This is a genomic window from Halomonas sp. YLB-10, from assembly GCF_003856855.1.
Classification (GTDB): domain Bacteria; phylum Pseudomonadota; class Gammaproteobacteria; order Pseudomonadales; family Halomonadaceae; genus Halomonas; species Halomonas litopenaei.
In genome coordinates, this window is record NZ_RRCU01000008.1 from 116,880 (window position 1) to 133,547 (window position 16,668).

Genomic DNA, 16,668 nt, shown 5'->3' on the forward strand with positions numbered 1-16,668 from the left:
GGCGAGGCCCGAGTCTGGCTCGAGCCTTCTCGATTGTGTTGTCAGACGGGCTCAGCCGTCGATGCCGAGGCGCTCGGCCAGCCGTTCGGCGGGCACATAGCCCGGGACCATGGTGCCGTCGGGCAGGATGATCGCCGGCGTGCCCTGCACGCCCAGCTCCAGCCCCAGATGATACTGCCGCTCCACCGGATTGTCGCAGCTTGTGGCGCCGCTCGGAACCTCTCCACTCTTGGCGGCGGTCATCGCCTCGCTGGTATTGTCGGCGCACCACACCTGTTCGAGCTGGCGGGCGCCTTCGCTCTGCATGCCGCCACGCGGGAAGGCCAGGTAGTTGACCTGGATGCCCAGCTCGTTGAGGCGCGGCACTTCCTCGTGCAGCTTGCGGCAGTAAGGACAGGTGGTATCGGTGAAGACGTGGATGGTGGCCTTGGGCTCATCGACCCCGCGATAGACGATCTGCTCGGACTCGTTGATGGCCGCCACGCGGCTGGCGCGGCTGGCGTTGCGGCTCTGCTCGGACAGGTTGACCAGGCCGTCCTCGGCGTTCTGGTACAGATCCCCCACCAGGAAGTGGCTGCCGCTCTCGTTGGTGTAAAAGGACTCCCCGGTCTCCAGACGCACCTCGTAGATGCCGTCCATGGGGGTATCCAGCACCTGACTCACCGGCATCTTCTGGCCGTTCACCTCAAGCTCGTTGAGCGCGGCGGGAGGGGCCGCCAGCGCACCGCTGGTCCACAGGGCAGCGGTGAGCAGAGCGGGCAGGGAAAGCACGAACAGAGGGCGTTTCATGGGTCAGCCTCGAGGATGATGGTCGGCGTGCAGGGCTTCCAGTCGCGCCTGCGCCACATGGGTGTAGATCTGGGTCGTCGACAGGTCCGAGTGCCCCAGCAGCATCTGTACGACACGCAGATTGGCCCCATGATTCAACAGATGGGTGGCAAAGGCGTGCCTCAGGGTGTGTGGCGACAGCGGACGATCGATGCCTGCCACACTGGCGTAGTGCTTGATTCGGTGCCAGAAGGTCTGGCGGGTCATGGCGCCGTCGCCCCGCCCGGGGAACAGCGCCGGACGCTGGATATCGCTCATCAGCTCGCTACGCCCCTGGCGCAGGTAGCGCTCCAGCCAGTGGCCGGCTTCCTCGCCCAGCGGCACGAGACGGTCCTTCTGCCCCTTGCCGCGCACCCGCACCACGCCCTGGCGCAGATTGATCGCATCGGTGGTCAGACCGACCAGTTCGCTGACGCGAAGCCCTGCGCCATACAGCACCTCGAGCATGGCGCGATCGCGCAGTCCCAGAGCGGTGGACAGGTCCGGCGCATTCAGCAGGCGCTCGACCTCGTCCTCGTCCAGGGTGTCCGGCAACGATGGCCGCACCCGCGGCAGGCGCACCCGGGCCAGCGGATCCGCTTCGATCATCCCTTCGGCCAGGGCCCAGCGGTAGAAGCGCCTGAGGCTCGACAGCAGCCGGGCATTGCTGGTGAGCTTGTAGCCCTGCTCGCGACGCGAGTCCAGCCAGTCCGGCAAGGTCCGCTCACCCGGCGTGAGCAACGCGCACGACTGACCAGAAAGCCAGTTGGCCCAGGCCTCCAGATCGTGGCGATAGGCGCTCAGGGTATGGTCGCTGACGCCCTGCTCGAGCCATAGCTGGTCGAGGAAGCGGTCGATTGTCTGACGATCGCCGGCGCTCAAGCAACACCTCCTGGGCTGTGGGGCTGGCCATCGAGGGCACTGGTGAAGCACGAGAAGGCCCCCAATGCACCGACACCCCGCCCCACGAAGGTGGTGACGGGGTGTCGGGCAAGGGAGGCAGGGCCTCCCTCGGACTGGCTGACAGCGCTGGCTGTTTTAAGCCAGCTTTTCCTTGATACGAGCAGACTTGCCGCTACGCTCACGGAGGTAGTACAGCTTGGCCTGGCGCACGTCACCGCGACGCTTGACGCTGATGGAGTCGACCAGCGGGCTGTAGGTCTGGAAGGTACGCTCGACGCCGACGCCGTGGGAGATCTTGCGCACGGTGAAAGCGGAGTTCAGACCGCGGTTACGCTTGCCGATGACCACGCCTTCGAAGGCCTGGAGACGCTCGCGGTTGCCTTCCTTGACCTTGACCTGAACGACGATGGTGTCGCCCGGTGCAAAGTCCGGCACCTGCTTGCTCATCTGCTCGGCTTCGAGCGCCTGGATCACCTTGTTCTTGCTGCTCATTTGACTCACTCCTGAAATCGTTGTGATCCATCGATCGGTCGTGGGTGCCGATGGATCGTGATCCCGGCCCTCGAAGCTCGAGCGCGCGGGTCGTTGATGACGCAGGTCCGTCAGCGGCGACTGGCCGCCTCGTCGGAATCCCGACGTTCGTCCTGCACCTCCGCCTTGTCGGCGTGTTCGTCGATGAACTCGTTCAACAGCCGCTTCTGCTCCTTCGACAGCTGCCTGCCCTCGAGCAGGTCGGGCCGCCGTTGCCAGGTACGCCCCAGGGACTGTTTCATCCGCCACTGACGGATCTGTCCGTGGTGACCGCTGAGCAGCACGTCCGGCACCTTGCGACCGTCGATTTCCTCCGGGCGCGTATAGTGCGGACAGTCCAGCAGACCGTCGTTGAAGGAGTCCTCGACCGCGGAATCCTGATGCCCCAGTACACCGGGCACCAGCCTTGCCGCCGTATCGATCAGCACCATGGCGGGCAGCTCTCCCCCGCTCAGGACATAGTCGCCGATCGACCACTCCTCATCGATGTCCGCTTCGACCACGCGTTCATCGATGCCTTCGTAACGCCCCGCCACCACCACCAGGGGCGGTCCGGACGCCAGTTCCCGCGCGCCCTGTTGATCCAGTCTGCGCCCCTGGGGCGACAGGTAGATCACCTTGGGACGCTCGCCGGTGGCCGCCTGGGCTCGGCTGCGGGCGTCGTGGATGGCACTTCTCAGGGTGTCGACCTTCATCAGCATGCCGGGACCACCGCCATAGGGGCGATCATCCACGGTGCGATGGCGGTCGGTGGCGTAGTCCCGGGGGTTCCAGAACTCCAGCGTCACCTGGCCCTTGTCGACGGCCCTGCCGGTCACGCCGTGACGAGTAATCGCCTCGAACATTTCCGGAAACAGTGACACCACCCCTATCCACACGTTATCGATCTCCTGTCGACGCGGTTTTCGAACGCACTGCGCTCAAAACTCCGGGTCCCAGTCGACCAGCATCTCTCCTGCCTCGAGATCGACGCGCTTGACCACGTCATCGGGCAGGTAGGGAAGCAGACGTTCGCGATCGTCCGGGGCGTCGCCGCCCTTCACGACCATGACGTCGTTGGCACCGGTCTCGAACAGGTAGGCCAGGCGTCCCAGAGACACCCCTTCCAGCGTGACGACCCTGAGGCCTTCCAGCTGGTGCCAGTAGTACTCTTCACTGTCGAGTTCGGGCAGGTCTTGCTTGGCCAGCAGGATGTCCGCTCCGGCCAGACTCTCGGCACGGTCACGGTCATCGACACCGTCCAGTTGGGCGACCAGGCCCTGTCCCTGCTTGCGCCCCTGCTTGAGGCGATGGCGCGAAATCTGTCCGTCGTGACGGACCACCCATTCGGCATAGTCGAGAATGCCTTCCATGGGTGAGGTGTAGGAATACACCTTCAGCCAGCCCTTGATGCCGTAAGGACTGGTCAGCTTGCCCAGCACGACGTAATCGTCGCTGTGGCGATCGTCTTGCGCTTGGCGCTGCGCGCTAGGGCGTTGTGGCGATGCCATCTGGGTCAAACCTCTTTCACACCGGGACATTCACAGGCAAGGCTTGCGCCTCAGGCCTGCTTGCGAGCTTCCTTGACCAGCTCGGCGACGCGGTCAGACAGCTGCGCGCCGTGGGACTGCCAGTGGGCGATGCGGTCGAGGTCGATGCGCAGACGCTCTTCCTGGCCACGGGCCACCGGGTTGAAGAAGCCCAGACGCTCGATGAAGCGGCCGTCGCGGGCGTTGCGGGAATCGGTCACGGCGAGGTGGTAGAAGGGACGCTTCTTGGCGCCACCACGTGCCAGACGAATGGTAACCATACGTTGACTGTCCTTCGGTTGGGATTTCAGATAACGGCGACGGCCAGGCCAGCCACCGGTGTTTCGCTCACGACGAGGGCCGCGCCAGGCGCGGTCCTCGAGTGAAGAGGCAGTATTCTACGGAAAACCACCCCCCAAGGGAACCTTTTTTGCCGCTCATCCCTTGACGAGCGGCGCACCAGCGGTGCCAGGGCCGAGAGTGGCGGGCCCAGCGTATTGCATCTTCATCACGCTTGGGCGCTTGGCATTAAAAACAGCATCAGCGAAAAAACTGACTCAGCGCCAGGGCATGCCGCCGGGGCCACCCATGCCACCCATGCCTCCGGGGCCGCCAGGGCCACCTCCGCCCATCATGCCGGACATGCCCCTCATCATTTTCTGCATGCCGCCTTTCTTACCGGCCTTCTTCATCATCTTCTGCATCTGCTTGTGCTGCTTGAGCAGACGATTGAGGTCCGGCACCTGCAGGCCGGCACCGGCGGCGATACGGCGCTTGCGCGAGCCGTTGATGATGTCCGGATTACGGCGTTCCTTCGGCGTCATCGAGTTGATCAGCGCCTCGAGCTTGCCAAGCTCCTTTTCGGGCCCAGGCCCCTGGGCCATCTCGGCCATCTGCCCCATGCCCGGCAGCTTGCCCATCAGGCCGCTCATGCCGCCCATCTTCTTGAGCTGCTGGAGCTGTTCGCGGAAGTCCTCGAGATCGAAGCCCTGGCCTTTCTTGACCTTCTTGGCGAGCTGTTCGGCCTTGCCCTTGTCGACGGTACGCTCGGCTTCCTCGATCAGCGACAGCACGTCGCCCATGCCGAGGATGCGCGAGGCCACACGATCCGGATGGAAGGGCTCGAGGGCATCGACCTTCTCGCCGACACCCATGAACTTGATCGGACGACCGGTGACGTGACGCACCGACAGGGCGGCACCGCCACGGGCATCACCGTCGGCCTTGGTCAGCACTACCCCGGTCAGCGGCAGGGCATCGGCGAAGGCGCGGGCGGTGTTGGCCGCATCCTGGCCGGTCATGGAGTCGACCACAAACAGCGTTTCGGAGGGCTCGATGGCCTGATGCAGCCCCTGGATCTCCTGCATCATCGCTTCGTCGATGGCCAGGCGACCCGCGGTATCGACCAACACTACGTCATGGAACTGGATCTTGGCGTGTTTCAGCGCCGCCGTGGCGATGTCCACCGGGGCCTGATCCGAGCGCGACGGGAAGAAGTCGACCTCGACCTCCTTGGCCAGGGTCTCGAGCTGGTCGATGGCGGCGGGGCGGTAGACGTCGGTGGAAACCACCAGCACCTTCTTCTTTTCGCGCTCGCGCAGATACTTGCCCAGCTTGGCCACCGAGGTGGTCTTGCCCGCACCCTGCAGACCGGCCATCAGCACCACGGAGGGCGTGCCCTTGAGCGATAGCCCTTCGTTGGCCTCGCCCATGGTGACTTCCAGCTCCTGCTGGACAATCTTGATGAACTGCTGGCCCGGCGACAGGCTGCGGGAGACCTCCTGGCCCACGGCACGTTCGCGCACTCGCTCGATGAACGCCTTGACCACCGGCAGGGCAACGTCCGCCTCGAGCAGCGCCTTGCGCACCTCGCGCAGGGTGTCCTTGATGTTGTCGTCGGTCAGGCGTGCCTGACCCTTGATCGACTTCAGCGTCTGGGACAGACGCTCGCTCAGGTTCTGAAACATGGGCCTCTCCAAATGCGATGGCCTCAAGGCGCCCTTGTCGAGACGCCCCTTGAGACGGCCGCCGGTGCGCGGCCTTGACGATGGCGCAAATTATACGCCTTGTGACGCGGACTCTCCATGCAGTTGCCGGCAAGACAGCCGAAGAAGGCCGCCCGCTGGCTGTCAGCCGAGGCGCTATCCGGTATAGTCGGTGTCGAGGGGAAGGCATTCCCCGGACCCAGGATCCCTATCTTCAAAGGCGCCGGCAAGGCGCACGGACAGCACAGCATGCAGGCGTTACCTCTGGCTCTACTGGCCTTTGTCTTCTATCTGGCGGCTGCCTCCTGGCAAGGGCTGACCCTGATTCGCCGGGTACCTCCGCGCGACCTACTGGTGCGTGGCTTCGGCACCCTGGCGGCGGCTCTCCACCTGGTCGTCGCCGGCGGCCTGCTTGCCCTCGAGGGCTCGATGCTGCCAGGACTGTCCACCAGCGCGGTGCTGGTCACCGCCCTGGCGGTGGTGGTGCTGCTGGGCGCCAGCCTGTTCAAGCCGGTACTCAATATCGCCGCCGTGCTGTTCCCCTTTGCCGGCGTGGTGCTGCTGCTCGGTACCGAACTACCGACCCCCACCAGCGCCAACGGCATGACCCCCGGCATCGCCTTCCACGCCGTCAGCTCCGCCCTGGCCTTCGCGGTGCTGGCCATCGCCTCGCTGCAGGCGATACTGGTAGGTGTCCAGAACAAGGCCCTCAAGCATCACCGGATACGCGGCGTGGTACAGGCACTGCCGCCGCTGACCACCATGGAGCGGGTGCTGTTCGAGATGATCTGGGTGGGCATGGCCCTGCTTACGCTGGCCATCGCTAGCGGGTTCGTGTTCCTCGACAACATGTTCGCCCAGCACCTGGTCCACAAGACGGTGCTGTCGCTGCTGGCCTGGCTGGTGTTCGCGGTACTGCTGCTGTGTCACTACCGCCTTGGATGGCGAGGCATGCGGGCGGTGCGCTGGACCCTGGGAGGCTATATCGCACTGCTTCTGGCCTACTTTGGTAGCAAGTTTGTCCTTGAGGTGCTGTTAGCGCACAGCTAGACAGGAGGTCTCCTTGACACTCCCGGCCCGACCCCCTACAACTCGACCCCTACCCGCGACCAAGGATTTCACGTCTTGAACGACGACTTTCCGGTGGGCCTGCTGTTCGGCCTGCTCTTTCTGCTGATTGCCCTATCGGGCTTCTTCTCCAGTTCCGAGACCGGCATGATGTCGATCAACCGCTATCGGTTGAGCCACCAGGCCAACAGCGGACAGCGCAACGCCAAGCGCGTGATGCGCCTGCTCGCGCGTCCCGACCGGCTGATCGGCGTCATCCTGATCGGCAACAACTTCGTCAACAACCTGGCGGCCTCCATCGCCACCATCATCGCCATCCACTTCTTTGGCGATGTCAGCGGACCCGCCATCTCCACGGCGATCCTGACCATCGTGGTGCTGATCTTTGCCGAGGTCACCCCCAAGACCTTTGCTGCGGTGAAGCCGGAGCGCATCGCCTACCCGGCCTCGATGATCCTGGAGCCGCTGCTCAAGCTGCTGTATCCGCTGGTGTGGGTGGTCAACGTGATCTCCAACGGCCTGCTCAGGCTGCTTGGCGTCAAGAATATCGACGGTAATGGTGACAACCTCACCCGCGACGAGTTGCGCACCGTGGTCCACGAGGCCGGCACCCTGATTCCCCATCGCCACCAGGCCATGCTGCTGTCGATTCTGGATCTCGAGAATGTCACCGTGAACGACATCATGGTGCCGCGCCATGAGGTGGTCGGCATCGATCTCGACGACAGTCTCGAGGATATCCTGACCCAGATCCGCACCAGCCAGCACACCCGGCTGCCGGTGTTCAAGGGCGACATCAACAGCATCATCGGCATGCTGCACCTGCGCAATGCCGCCCGCTTCCTGTCCAGAGGCGAGGTGACCAAGGCTGCCATCGTGCAGGAAGCGCGGGAGCCCTACTTCATCCCCGAATCGACGCCGCTGCACACCCAGCTGTTGAACTTTCAGAAGCAGAAGCGCCGCATTGGCATCGTGGTGGACGAGTACGGCGACGTGGAGGGCCTGGTGACCCTGGAGGACATCCTCGAGGAGATCGTCGGTGAATTCACCACCGACGTGGCCGGCCAGGAACAGGACATGCTGCCCCAGAGCGATGGCAGCCACGTGATCGACGGCACCGCCAATATCCGTGATATCAACAAGTCGCTGGGCTGGCACTTGCCCACCGACGGCCCCAAGACGCTGAACGGGGTGATACTGGAACACCTCGAGTCCTTCCCCGACGGCCCGGCCTGCCTGCAGATCGGCAACATCCGCATGGAAATCCTCGAAATGCGCGACAACCTGATCACCTCGGTCAGCTGCTGGCCCGGCACTCGCCGCGTCCTGGCAGAGTCCGACGCGGACGACTGACCACCGCAAGGACCAGAGGTACGTCAGTCGCGACGCGACATGCAGGGAAGGAACCGGCGAGCAAGGCACCAGCAGGCAGAGTACTTGCCAGCAAAGCACTGACAAGCAAGGTATTTACGAGAAAGGGACGGCCGAGGCCGTCCCTTTCTGCGTTATCCCTTCCCTAACCCGACCTTCCCTCTGTCGGAGCCTCCACACCCCGGCGGCGGTTGCCTCAGGGCTTACCGGTCTCGACCCAGCGATCGGCTTCGGCCTTGAGCTCGCGCACCCGGGCCTCCAGCGACTGACGGGTGGCTTGCCCCGGCGGCACCGGCTCGTCGAAGTAGAGCGCCACCCGGGCGCGGCAGCGCCTGGGGAAATGGGCCAGGGCCTTGCCGTGACGATTGGACGTCCACGAGCCCCACAGGCCCGACAGCGCGGCGGGAATCACCGGCACCGGGTCCCTCGACAGGATCAGATCGAGGCCCCGGCGGAAGGTCTTGACCTCACCATCCGACGTCAGCCGCCCTTCCGGGAACAGCATCACCACGTCGCCGTTTCTCAAGGCGCGGCTGACTTCTTCCAGGGCGCGACGCACATTGCCCGGGTCACGACGATCCGACTCCACGGGTATCGCCCCGACCATGCGGAACAGCCAGTTGAGGCGCTTCGACTCGTAGATCGGGCGATCCATCAAGAAGCGCAGCGGCCTGGGGCTGCCGCCGCCCATCACCAGCGCATCCATGAAGCTGACATGATTGCACACCACCAGCGCCGGCCCGCGCGGGGGCACGAAGCGACGCCCCTGGAAGCGAAGTCGGTACAACACATGGATAAAGGCAAACACGAAACGTCGGATATACACCGCCGGGGCGCGATAGAAGCGCCAGGCAGCGATGCAGGCAAGCAGGCCGACAAGGCCCCAGACGAGTACGTCGATCACGGCGTGTCGTTCACCTGTCTATCGCCCCTCTGGTCACGGCCTATCTGCTTGAGTCCGGCGAGGGTGGTCGACAGCAGTTGATCGAGCAGCTCCTCGACCTCAAAGGCGCCGCCCTGGGAATAGCCAAGACGATCATTGAGCCCCAGCTGCACCAGGCCATGAACGCTGCCCCACAGGGTTCGCGCCAGGCGCTGCGCCTCGAGCGATTCGAGATCCGGTTGATACTCGGTCAGGGTCCCCTCGACCCGGGCAAACAGTGCGCCGATCATATCGGTCTGGCGCTGATCGAGCTCGCCTTCCTGGGCCAGCGGATAGTCGAACATCAGCTGCCAGCGATGGGCGTCTTCGCGGGCGAACTTCCAGTACCCCTGGGCCAGGGCACGCAGCCGGGCCTCGGGCTCGGTGGTGTCCACCAGCAGGGGCTCCATCACCGTGCGCAGCCGACCAAGGCTTTCCAGGTTGACGTGCTGAAGCAGGTTGTTGAAGCTGCCGTAGAGTTTCAGCAGGGTGCTCGGCGCACAGCCCACCTCCCGGGCCAACGAGCGCAGCGACAGGGCATGCACCGGCTGCTCAGCCAGCCAGGCATCGCAGGCGGCCATCACCTGGGCGTGAAGCTCCTCGGGGGCATGCTGTCTTGGACGCGCCATCGCTCTTCTCTCTCGCGGCCGGACATCGGCGGCTTCAGGTTCAGCGGTATCGTTCAGCATACATTAATCGAACACTGTTTTCGACCGCTCATTACGCCCCCTTCGCCGTGACAACGGGCTCAAGGCTTTCCTGACACCGGGAGCTTGGGTACGCTGGCCCTCCAGATCGCAGGAGCCCCCATGACCGGCCGCCTCTATATTCCCGCCCGCGCCATCGAGACCGCCCTCGACGACCTCGATGCTCCGGCCCAGGCCATCAGCGGCGTCAACATGGCCCCGCGCCGTCCACTGTCGATCATCCGCCTGGAAGCTGGACGCCCTACCCTGGGGATCGGTTTCTGGGGCCTGACACCGCCCTGGTTGCAGGTACTCGATCACGCCCCCCACTGCGCCCGCGCCGAAAGCCTCGACTCGCGCCCGATGTTCCGTGACGCCTTCCGCGCGCGGCGCTGCCTGGTGCCGGTAGCCGGCGCCTACGCCTGGCAGCCGCGTCCGAACTACAAGCAGCCCTTCCTGATCACCAGAGCAGACCGCGGGCCGATGCTGCTGGCCGGACTATGGTGTAGGTTTCACACCACCCTTACCGACTATAACGACTCCTTCGCCTTGATCACGGTACCTAGCCCTGGCTTTCTGGCCCCCCTGACCGACCGTCTGCCGGCGGTCATAGCCCCCGGTCAAGCCAGGGCCTGGCTGGACCCGCAGAGTGATCCCGAGGACCTCAAGTCACTGTTGAGCCCCCCTCCCGGGGAACTGTTGGGCGCTTTTCCGGTATCAAGACGAGTGAACAATCCTCAAGAGCAAGACCCATCCTGTGCCCACCCCATCGGCAAGGTGTGGCGCCAGACTTCCAAGGAGACGTGATGGCTTCGACCCTCACACGACGCGGCGCCAGCGCCCTCGTCGCCACCCTGATCGGCCTGTGGCTACCGCTGGCTCAGGCTTCCGCGGCCCCGGCCGCTACCAGCGAGCAACCGCCCACGGCTCAGGCCGACGCCGACGTGGCCACCGCCACGACGCCGATCGTCAGCCCCCACGATGATCGCGACTATCGCGTACTGACCCTGGACAACGGCCTCGACGTCCTGCTGGTCAGCGATCCCGAGGCCGACAAGGCGGCGGCTTCACTCAATGTGTCGGTGGGCAGCGCCCAGGATCCCGATGACCTGCAGGGGCTCGCCCACCTGCTCGAACATATGCTGTTTCTGGGCACCGAGGCCTACCCCGAGCCCGACGCCTACCAGGGCTACATCAGCCGCCACGGCGGGCGCCACAACGCCTTCACCGCCTCGCTGGACACCAACTACTTCTTCGATGTGGAACCCGAGGCCTTCGAAGGCGCTCTGGATCGCTTCAGTCGGTTCTTCATCGACCCGCTGTTCAACGCCGACCGCCTGGGCAGCGAGCGCAACGTGGTGCACTCCGAATATCAGGCGCGCCTGCGCGATGACGCACGCCGCGAGAACGAGGTCCTCGACGCCCTGCTCAATCCTGCCAACCCCACCGTGGGTTTCTCAGTGGGCAGCAAGGAGACCCTGGCCGAGCGGCCCGAAGGGGAGCCCAGCCTGCGCGAGCGGGTCATGAACTTCTACGAGAACCACTACGGCGCCAACGTCATGCATCTGGCGGTGGTGGCGCCGATGCCGTTGGATCAACTGCAGACACTGGTGGTCGAACGTTTCGCCGAGGTGCCCGATCGCGGCCTCGAGGCACCCGTCATCGACACCCCACTGGTGGATCGCTCACGCCTGCCGCTGGCCGCCGAGGCCCAGTCGCTGCGCGACGCTCGCCGCGTCAGCTTTCTGTTCCCGGTTCCCGACCCCGTGCTCAGCTATCGCCACAAGCCGGCCAGCTACATCGCCAACCTGATCGGTCATGAGGGGCCCGGCAGCCTGTTGAGCCGCCTGCGCGAGGCCGGCTGGGCCGACGGCCTGTCCGCCGGCGTCACCCGAGGTGACGGCCGCCATGCACTGCTGGCCGTGGATGTCAGCCTGACCCCTGAGGGTCGCGAGCATCTCGATCGCATCCAGGCCAGTCTGTTTGCCACCATCGAGCAGATTCGCCAACAGGGCATCAGCGAGGAACGCTACGACGAGCAGGCCAGCCTGTCCGAGCAGGCGTTCCAGTTCCAGCAGCACGGTAACGCCCTGGACGAGGCCATGCGCCTGTCCATGAGCCTGACCCACTACCCGCTCGAGGACGTCAACCGCGCCGGCTACCGCATGGACGGGCTCGACGCAGAGGAAGTGCGTCGCTGGCTCGATGCGCTGCGCCCCGACAACATGATCCGCCTATACACCGGCCCCGAGGTCGAAGGCGACCAACGTAGCCGCTACTACGACACCGCCTGGCAGGAGACGCCATTGGCCGACACCGCAGCCGACCCCCTGGCGGGGCTGGCGCTGCCCGAGCCCAATCCCTTTATCGCCGAGGACCTGGCGCTGCTTGAGGCCCACGACGAGCGCCCCTCACTGCTGATCGACACCCCCGAGGCCGACGCCTGGTACAAGGCCGATGCCGAGTACGATACGCCCAAGGCCTCCTGGCGCTTCAGCCTGCAGCACCCTGGCGCCAGCCAGTCCCCGCGCCAGGCCGTGCTGACACAACTGCTGGCCGGCTGGCTCAACGACAGCCTCAACGAGAAGCTCTACGCCGCACGTCTGGCGGGACAGAAGTATGAAGCCTATGCCCACTCGCGTGGCATGACGCTGTCCTTCACCGGCTGGCGTGACCGCCAGGACAGGGTGATACGGGAGGTGATCGACCAGCTCAAGCAGGGTGAGATCCTCGACGCAAGCGTTGCCCGAGTACGCTACGGCCTGGAAAAGCAATGGGGCAATGCACCACGCAATCCGCTCTATCACCAGGGTCAACGCACCCTGTCCGAGGCGCTGATTCGGCCCCAGTGGTCCCCCCAGGTACTGCTGGAGGCGCTGTCCGACCTCGAGCCCCAGGACCTGCGCGACTTCCGCGAGCGCTTCCTCGACGAGCTGCACCTGCAGGCGCTGGTGGTCGGCAACCTGGAAGAGTCGCTGGCACGCGACGAGGCCGAGCAGGCCATCGCGGCGCTTGAGCCCAGCCTTGGCGCGGACGCCATCACCGACCTGCAGGTACTCAAGGCAGTGGATCTGCCGAGCCTGACGCCGGACTCCAGCCGAGACGAGTCGCTGCTGATTCGCTACCTGCAGGGGCCGGACCAGGGTATCGCCACCCAGGCCCGCATCGCGGTGCTCGGCAAGCTGCTCGAGACTCCCTTCTACCAGCAGTTGCGTACCGAACAGCAGCTCGGGTACATCGTCAGCGCAGGCTACTCACCGCTGCTGCACGCTCCGGGCATCAGCCTGCTGGTGCAGTCTCCCTCCACCCAGAGCGACGAGCTCAAGGCCAGGGTCAGCGACTTCCTCGACCGTGTGCCCGAGCGTCTGGACAGCCTGGATGACGACACCCTGGCCACCTATCGCCAGGCGGTCCACGACGAGATTACCCAGCGTGATTCAGGCCTCGAGGAGCGCACCACCCGCCTGTGGCAGGCGCTGTCCTACGGCGACACCGACTTCGATAGGCGTGAGCGGCTGGCCGCCGCGGTGCTCGAGGTCGACGCCGCCAGCCTGAAGGACAGCTGGCAGCGTCTGGGTGGCGCCGCAGTGGTGGACGTGACCTTCGATCCGGGCGCCGCACCCAGCGACGTCATGGCGTTGAAAGGCGACCTGGAAGCCCTGCCCGGTGACGAGGAAGAAGCGCTGTCACCGACGCCGGCGGACACCAGCGCCCAGGCGGCCAAACCCTGACAGGGCTCTGCCAAAAGGCCCTGGCCCACCCCATCGCCCCCTGCTTGGGGGCGATCCCGCCAGGCTGGCGACGCCGCCGCCGACAGCAGTGACGACAAGGCCCGACCGGCATCGCCGGTCGGGCCTTGTCGTTTCACCCGCTTCATCACACCTGATACATGGCACCTGATTCATGGCGCCATATTGATGATGCCCGACACGGCCAGCGCGACGCCGTGCGTCTGCGCCAGGCTGGTCCCCTAGCCGAACGCCTGGGCGGGCATGATCGACTCCACAAACATCACCATCTCCTCGAGGATCTGGCGTTCGCGATCGCTCAGCGAGGTCTGGTTCAGACGTTCGATTTCACGCGCGAAGTCCTTTAGCGTCAGGCTCGCCAGCGCCGAGTCGTTCATCCGCTCCCACCGGAAGGTCTCCCAGCGCGCCTGCTCCTCGCCGGTCAGGGTGTCCGGATAGCTGCGGGCGCGGTAGCGAAACAGCATCTCCTCCAGGCGCGGGTCCTGGAAGGCAAAGCTGGCGTCGACCAGATCCCAGGGATCCATGGCACGCACGCGCTCCATCTGCTGGCGGTCGGCAGGAGAGAAGAACCCGCCGGAGTAGAGCATCAGGTCCGGATCCCTCGGCGGCTCCGGCGGTGGCTCGGCGAACACCTCCTGCACCTTGGCGACGATATCGGGGTCCTTGGCCAGCCGCTGGTAGTGACCGCGACAGGCGTCCATCTCGAGCCCCATGCGCGCCACGATCTCGCCGTACTCGCCCTGATGGGGCCCCGACACATCCTTGAGCGCACTGGGCGGAAAGATCACCGGGCACTTGTTGATGTGCACGACCTTCAGCGGAATCCGGCTTTCCCCCTCGGCCAGGTCGTCATTGCTGACAAATACCCGAGCACGAATCTCCTGGGGCGAGAGACGCAGCAAGTCGGCAGGGTCCAGCGACAGGTCGTAGACGATGACGCCGTTGGGATTGATCGGGTGTTCGGCCAGGGGCATCACCAGAGACCCGCAGGCACGGCTGGCCGGATAGCGCCGGGAGATATGCACCACCGGCTTGCGCTGGGTCGTATCCAGGCGTTTGCGCACCTCACGCTTGGCCCTGAGCGACAGCAGGTAGTCGAACAGGTTGGCATTGGCGCCACGCAACAGTCGCGCCAGGGCGATGGTGGCGCGCACATCGGCCAGGGCGTCGTGGGCGCCGGCATGCTCGATACCGTTGGCCGCGGTCAGGTCTTCCAGGCGAAAGCTGGGACTGCCGTCCTCGCGCCTTGGCCACTCGATGCCCTCTGGCCTCAAGGCGTGAAAGGCGCGCACCACGTCGATCAGATCCCAGCGCGAATTGCCGTTCTGCCACTCCCGTGCATAGGGGTCGATCAGGTTGCGGTAAAACAGGTGACGACTGACCTCATCGTCGAAGCGCAGGCTGTTGTAACCCACCGCACAGGTCCCGGCGACGCTCATCTCGTCGACGATGGCGCCGGCGAACTCGGCTTCGGGCACACCGTTGCGCCTCGCCTGCTGGGGCGTAATACCGGTGATCAGGCAGGCCATGGGGTGCGGCAAGGCATCATCGGCGGGCTTGCAGAACAGCTCCACCGGCTCGCCAATCTCGTTGAACTCGGCGTCGGTACGGATGGCCGCGAACTGCGAGGGACGATCGCGCCGAGGATCGGCACCAAAGGTCTCGTAGTCGTGCCACAGAAAGGTCAGCGGAGCGGCTTTCGGCTGCGCCATGGGATTGCGGTCTCCACGCGTACGTCAAAGGCCCGTCAGCCTAGCACAGGCCAACGCCGGGCTCAGCCTGCACGATCACAGGTCGGGTCCGGCGCGGGAAGGAAATACACGAAAGACGCCCAAGGGGCGTCATCTTGATGGCTGGCATTGTCGATATCGCATCGGCGATGTGGCATCGACGATATCACGACGTTCAAGCAACACCAGGCGCTGCATCAACTGCTGCGCGGCAGGGTCACGTTGAGCTCGAGCACCGAGCAGTTGTCCTCGCTGTCCAGCGACATATTGATGGCATCGTCGTCCACCTCGACATAACGGCGGATGACCTCAAGCAACTCCTTCTCCAGCATCGGCAGGAAGTCAGGCTGTCCCCGCTGGCTACGCTGGTGCGCCACGATGATCTGCAGCCGCTCCTTGGCGACAGACGCGGACTTCTTGCGTTCGCGCTTCAGGAAATCGAGTAGTTTCACCGGCGACCTCCTCCTCCGAACATGCGGCTCAGCAGGCTTTTCTTCTGATACTCGTGGAAGCGCAAGGGCACCTCCTCTCCGATCAGGCGGCTGACCGTATCCATATAGGCCTGGCCAGCGTCACTGCTGTCGTCGTGGGTGACCGGGACCCCCTGGTTGGAGGCTCTCAGCACGGCCTCGGACTCGGGAATCAAACCTACCAGGTTGATCGCCAGGATCTCGCGAATGTCCTCGAGATTCAGCATGTCTCCCTGGTCGACCCGTCCGGGGTTGTAGCGGGTGATCAGCAGGTGCTCCTTGATCGGGTCCTTGCCCTGCTCGGCCCGCCGGGTCTTCGATGACAACAGCCCAAGGATACGGTCGGAGTCACGCACCGAAGACACCTCGGGGTTGGTCACCACGATGGCTTCGTCGGCGAAGTACATGGCCAGCTGGGCACCACGTTCGATACCGGCGGGTGAATCGCACAGTATGTAGTCGAAGTCCTTGGTCAGGGTGTCCAGCACCTTCTCGACGCCCTCCTGGGTCAAGGCATCCTTGTCCCGAGTCTGGGAGGCAGGAAGGATATGCAGGTTGTCCACGCGCTTGTCACGGATCAGCGCCTGGTTCAGCCCGGCCTCGCCCTGGATGACGTTGACCAGGTCGTAGACCACACGGCGCTCGCAGCCCATGATCAAGTCGAGGTTCCGCAGACCGACATCGAAGTCGATCACTACCGTCTTGTTGCCTCTGAGTGCCAGCCCGGTGGCAATGGCTGCCGCACTGGTTGTCTTGCCGACCCCGCCTTTACCGGAGGTCACAACGATGATCTTGGCCAAGTGTCGCATCCTGTCGTCGTAAAGTTGTTGGTCCTGTGTGGTCACCGCAGTGACCAGGCACGGCCTTATAAAAATCGCTGTCCCGCGCTAAAGCGCCCGCTGATGCGGCAACGCCCCGCTGAAGGCGCTTCACAAGCC

The 16,668-nt window shown here is 64.8% G+C and carries 16 protein-coding genes; 4 read left to right on the top strand and 12 right to left on the bottom strand.

The features are described 5' to 3' along the window. Nucleotides 1-51 precede the first annotated feature (51 nt). From EBB56_RS17585 to ffh, 7 genes are all read right to left on the bottom strand, one after another. Entirely contained in the window at nucleotides 52-789 is a 738-nt protein-coding gene (locus EBB56_RS17585) for a DsbC family protein (protein WP_124804950.1), read from the bottom strand. Nucleotides 790-792: 3 nt separating this feature from the next. After that, nucleotides 793-1,689 carry a site-specific tyrosine recombinase XerD gene (gene xerD, locus EBB56_RS17590; protein ID WP_253028922.1) on the bottom strand — a complete coding sequence of 299 codons (897 nt, stop codon included), beginning with the start codon at nucleotides 1,687-1,689 and terminating at the stop codon, nucleotides 793-795. 156 nt (nucleotides 1,690-1,845) lie between these two features. Further along, nucleotides 1,846-2,202, bottom strand: coding sequence for a 50S ribosomal protein L19 (rplS, locus tag EBB56_RS17595; RefSeq protein WP_045991330.1), 357 nt, complete (start codon nucleotides 2,200-2,202; stop codon nucleotides 1,846-1,848). A 110-nt stretch (nucleotides 2,203-2,312) separates the two neighbouring features. Beyond that, a complete protein-coding gene (gene trmD, locus EBB56_RS17600; RefSeq protein WP_108131204.1) occupies nucleotides 2,313-3,119 on the bottom strand; it encodes a tRNA (guanosine(37)-N1)-methyltransferase TrmD in 807 nt (268 codons plus the stop codon). Nucleotides 3,120-3,161: 42 nt separating this feature from the next. Then, nucleotides 3,162-3,731, bottom strand: coding sequence for a ribosome maturation factor RimM (rimM, locus tag EBB56_RS17605; RefSeq protein ID WP_045991332.1), 570 nt, complete (start codon nucleotides 3,729-3,731; stop codon nucleotides 3,162-3,164). Nucleotides 3,732-3,781: 50 nt separating this feature from the next. Beyond that, nucleotides 3,782-4,030, bottom strand: a complete 249-nt coding sequence (gene rpsP / locus EBB56_RS17610; protein ID WP_045991333.1) for a 30S ribosomal protein S16 — start codon at nucleotides 4,028-4,030, stop codon at nucleotides 3,782-3,784. A gap of 276 nt (nucleotides 4,031-4,306) precedes the next feature. Then, nucleotides 4,307-5,716 carry a signal recognition particle protein gene (gene ffh / locus EBB56_RS17615; protein ID WP_045991334.1) on the bottom strand — a complete coding sequence of 470 codons (1,410 nt, stop codon included), beginning with the start codon at nucleotides 5,714-5,716 and terminating at the stop codon, nucleotides 4,307-4,309. Nucleotides 5,717-5,983: 267 nt separating this feature from the next. Between ffh and EBB56_RS17620 the strand changes: the two genes are divergently transcribed. Further along, nucleotides 5,984-6,784, top strand: a complete 801-nt coding sequence (locus tag EBB56_RS17620; RefSeq protein ID WP_045991335.1) for an inner membrane protein YpjD — start codon at nucleotides 5,984-5,986, stop codon at nucleotides 6,782-6,784. A 75-nt stretch (nucleotides 6,785-6,859) separates the two neighbouring features. Next, the gene (locus EBB56_RS17625) at nucleotides 6,860-8,155 is read left to right on the top strand and encodes an HlyC/CorC family transporter (RefSeq protein ID WP_124804951.1); all 1,296 of its coding nucleotides are present in this window, start codon (nucleotides 6,860-6,862) and stop codon (nucleotides 8,153-8,155) included. A gap of 214 nt (nucleotides 8,156-8,369) precedes the next feature. On the opposite strand, the gene EBB56_RS17630 is transcribed toward EBB56_RS17625, so the two are convergent. Together EBB56_RS17630 and EBB56_RS17635 are read right to left on the bottom strand one after the other, a co-directional pair. Continuing rightward, the gene (locus tag EBB56_RS17630) at nucleotides 8,370-8,999 is read right to left on the bottom strand and encodes a 1-acyl-sn-glycerol-3-phosphate acyltransferase (RefSeq protein ID WP_409360219.1); all 630 of its coding nucleotides are present in this window, start codon (nucleotides 8,997-8,999) and stop codon (nucleotides 8,370-8,372) included. 74 nt (nucleotides 9,000-9,073) lie between these two features. Continuing rightward, nucleotides 9,074-9,724, bottom strand: a complete 651-nt coding sequence (locus EBB56_RS17635) for a TetR/AcrR family transcriptional regulator (protein WP_108131203.1) — start codon at nucleotides 9,722-9,724, stop codon at nucleotides 9,074-9,076. A gap of 180 nt (nucleotides 9,725-9,904) precedes the next feature. Here EBB56_RS17635 and EBB56_RS17640 point away from each other — a divergent pair, with 180 nt between their 5' ends. Both EBB56_RS17640 and EBB56_RS17645 read left to right on the top strand, forming a co-directional pair. After that, nucleotides 9,905-10,588, top strand: a complete 684-nt coding sequence (locus tag EBB56_RS17640) for an SOS response-associated peptidase (protein WP_124804952.1) — start codon at nucleotides 9,905-9,907, stop codon at nucleotides 10,586-10,588. Continuing rightward, on the top strand, nucleotides 10,588-13,512 hold the full coding sequence (locus tag EBB56_RS17645) for an insulinase family protein (RefSeq protein ID WP_124804953.1): 2,925 nt from the start codon (nucleotides 10,588-10,590) through the stop codon (nucleotides 13,510-13,512). The genes EBB56_RS17640 and EBB56_RS17645 overlap by 1 nt, the downstream gene beginning before the upstream one ends. Before the next feature lie 239 nt (nucleotides 13,513-13,751). On the opposite strand, the gene sbcB is transcribed toward EBB56_RS17645, so the two are convergent. From sbcB to minD, 3 genes are all read right to left on the bottom strand, one after another. Continuing rightward, nucleotides 13,752-15,242: an exodeoxyribonuclease I gene (sbcB, locus tag EBB56_RS17650; RefSeq protein WP_124804954.1), complete on the bottom strand. Its 1,491-nt coding sequence runs from the start codon at nucleotides 15,240-15,242 to the stop codon at nucleotides 13,752-13,754. A 215-nt stretch (nucleotides 15,243-15,457) separates the two neighbouring features. Then, nucleotides 15,458-15,712, bottom strand: a complete 255-nt coding sequence (gene minE, locus EBB56_RS17655) for a cell division topological specificity factor MinE (protein WP_045991341.1) — start codon at nucleotides 15,710-15,712, stop codon at nucleotides 15,458-15,460. Further along, nucleotides 15,709-16,530 (bottom strand): septum site-determining protein MinD, encoded by an 822-nt coding sequence (gene minD, locus EBB56_RS17660; RefSeq protein WP_045991342.1) that lies wholly within the window; start codon nucleotides 16,528-16,530, stop codon nucleotides 15,709-15,711. Before minD ends, minE begins: the two co-directional genes overlap by 4 nt. Nucleotides 16,531-16,668 lie beyond the last annotated feature (138 nt).